This window comes from Dietzia sp. HMSC21D01, from assembly GCF_001815995.1.
GTDB classification, from domain to species: Bacteria; Actinomycetota; Actinomycetes; order Mycobacteriales; family Mycobacteriaceae; genus Dietzia; species Dietzia cinnamea.
The window spans coordinates 1-2,473 of record NZ_KV823944.1; the positions used below are offsets into that span (position 1 = coordinate 1).

At 71.0% G+C, this 2,473-nt stretch carries 1 protein-coding gene; it reads left to right on the forward strand.

Annotated features, from left to right (window positions below):
• Positions 1–308: 308 nt before the first annotated feature.
• A partial coding sequence (ftsH, locus tag HMPREF3086_RS10175) for an ATP-dependent zinc metalloprotease FtsH (RefSeq protein ID WP_083324393.1) occupies positions 309–2,473 on the forward strand: 2,165 nt, incomplete at its 3' end.

A 2,473-nucleotide genomic window follows, 5' to 3' on the forward strand; every position in this document is an offset into this window, starting at 1 on the left:
CCGGCCGTCCGCCCGCAGCAGGGCGGTGAAGGCGCGCAGTGACGGGTTCAGATCGGCGACCCGGTCGAAGGCGGCGTCGAGGGTCTCCAGCGCGCCGGTGGCGCCGGTGCGCACGGCCTCCGCGGTCGCGGTCGCGGACGAGGGATCGGTGGTCACGGCCCCGATCGTACGACGGCGGGGGTGTGCGCCCGTGGCGATCATCGGGGTGGGGTGTCGGTGCCGGCGGGTAGCCTGGGGCGATACCGACGACGTCGGGTGCACGACCGGGCCCTCCGACCGGCTGGGCCGTCCTTCCACACGAGGACCGAATGGAACGCAAGAGCAACACCGTCTTCCGCAACCTCGCGATCGCGGGCGTGATCATCCTGGCCATCGTCGGGTTCTCGTTCTTCGCGAACGACGACCGCGGTTTCGCCGAGGTCGACACCTCGGTGGCGTTGGCGCAGGTCGACGCCGGCAACGTCAGGGAAGCGCTGATCGAGGACCGGGAGCAGCAGCTGCGCCTCACGCTCGAGAACCCGATCACGCCCGAGGAGGGTGCGGAGGAGACGGACCAGCTCCTCGCCAAGTACCCGGAGCGGGCCGCGGATCAGATCTTCGACCGGGTGGCCGCGGCGGAGCCGGAGAAGTACGACACGGCGGTCACCCAGCAGGGCTTCCTGTCGCAGATGCTGTCGTTCCTGCTGCCCATGCTCATCCTGTTCGGGCTGCTGTTCTTCTTCATGTCCCGGATGCAGGGTGGCAAGGGCGGACTGTTCGGGGTGGGCAAGTCGCGCGCCGTCGAGTTCACCAAGGACATGCCCCAGACCACGTTCGCGGACGTCGCGGGCGAGGACGAGGCGGTCGAGGAACTCAACGAGATCAAAGACTTCCTGCAGAACCCCGCGCGGTACGAGCGCCTCGGCGCCAAGATCCCGCGCGGTGTCCTGCTGTACGGCCCGCCCGGCACCGGTAAGACCCTCCTCGCGCGCGCTGTCGCGGGCGAGGCCGGGGTGCCGTTCTACTCCATCTCCGGTTCGGACTTCGTCGAGATGTTCGTCGGCGTCGGCGCCTCGCGTGTGCGGGACCTGTTCGAGAAGGCCAAGCAGAACGCGCCCTGCATCGTGTTCGTCGACGAGATCGACGCCGTGGGCCGGCACCGCGGGTCGGGCACCGGCGGCGGTCACGACGAGCGCGAGCAGACCCTCAACCAGCTCCTCGTGGAGATGGACGGGTTCGACGACCGCTCGACCGTCATCCTCATCGCCGCCACCAACCGGCCCGACGTCCTGGACCCGGCGCTGCTGCGCCCGGGCCGGTTCGACCGTCAGGTCCCGGTGACCAATCCGGATCTCAAGGGCCGTGAGGCGATCCTCGCCGTCCACTCGGTCGGCAAGCCGCTGGCCGCGGACGTCGACATGACGTCCCTGGCCCGGCGCACCATCGGAATGTCGGGTGCGGACCTGGCCAACGTGCTCAACGAGGGCGCGCTGCTGGCGGCGCGTCTGGGCCGCGACGAGATCGACATCGAGATCCTCGAGGAGGCCACGGACCGCGTGGTGGGCGGCCCGCGCCGCAAGCACCGGGTGATCAGCGAGCACGAGAAGAAGGTCACCGCCTACCACGAGTCGGGACACGCCCTGGCCGCGTGGGCGATGGAGGACCTAGAGCCCGTCCACAAGGTCACCATCCTCGCCCGCGGCCGCACCGGCGGTCACGCTCTCGTGGTCCCCGAGGACGACAAGTCGTTGATGACGCGCGCAGACATGATCGCGAGGATCGTCATGGCGATGGGCGGTCGCGCCGCCGAGGAGTACGTCTTCGGCGAGCCCACGTCGGGAGCCAGTTCGGACATCGAGCAGGCCACCCGCATCGCCCGCACGATGGTCGCCGAGTACGGCATGAGCGCCAAGCTCGGCGCCGTGAAGTACGGCGGCGAGGGCGGGGACCCGTTCCTCGGCCGCGGCGGCTCCGCGGCGGGGGAGTACTCGCCCGAGGTCGCCAAGATCATCGACGACGAGGTCCGCCGGATCATCGACGCCGCCCATACCGAGGCGTGGCAGGTGCTCGAGTCCAACCGCGACATCCTCGACGCGGTCGCGGGCGAGCTGCTCGAGAAGGAGACCCTGCGCCAGGACGATCTCGAGAGGCTCTTCGCCGACGTGGTCAAGCGCCCGCGGATCACCGAGTTCGACGACTTCGGTGGCCGCATCCCGTCGACGCGGCCGCCCATCAAGACCCCGGGAGAGCTGGCCAAGGAGCGCGGCGAGCCGTGGCCCCCGCCGGTGACCGACCCGTTCGCGATGCCGGTCCTGCCGACCGGTCGCGATGCGGGTGACCGCGCGTCGGACGGCGACTCTCGGGCCCACGACCGGCCGGGCGACGAGCGCAACGGTGTCGGCGCCTCCGCCGGTGTGCCCCGCGGCCCGGCAGGTTCCGCCGACCGCGGTCAGGGCTCGTCCGGCATCCCCGCCTACGGGACGCCGCCGCCCCC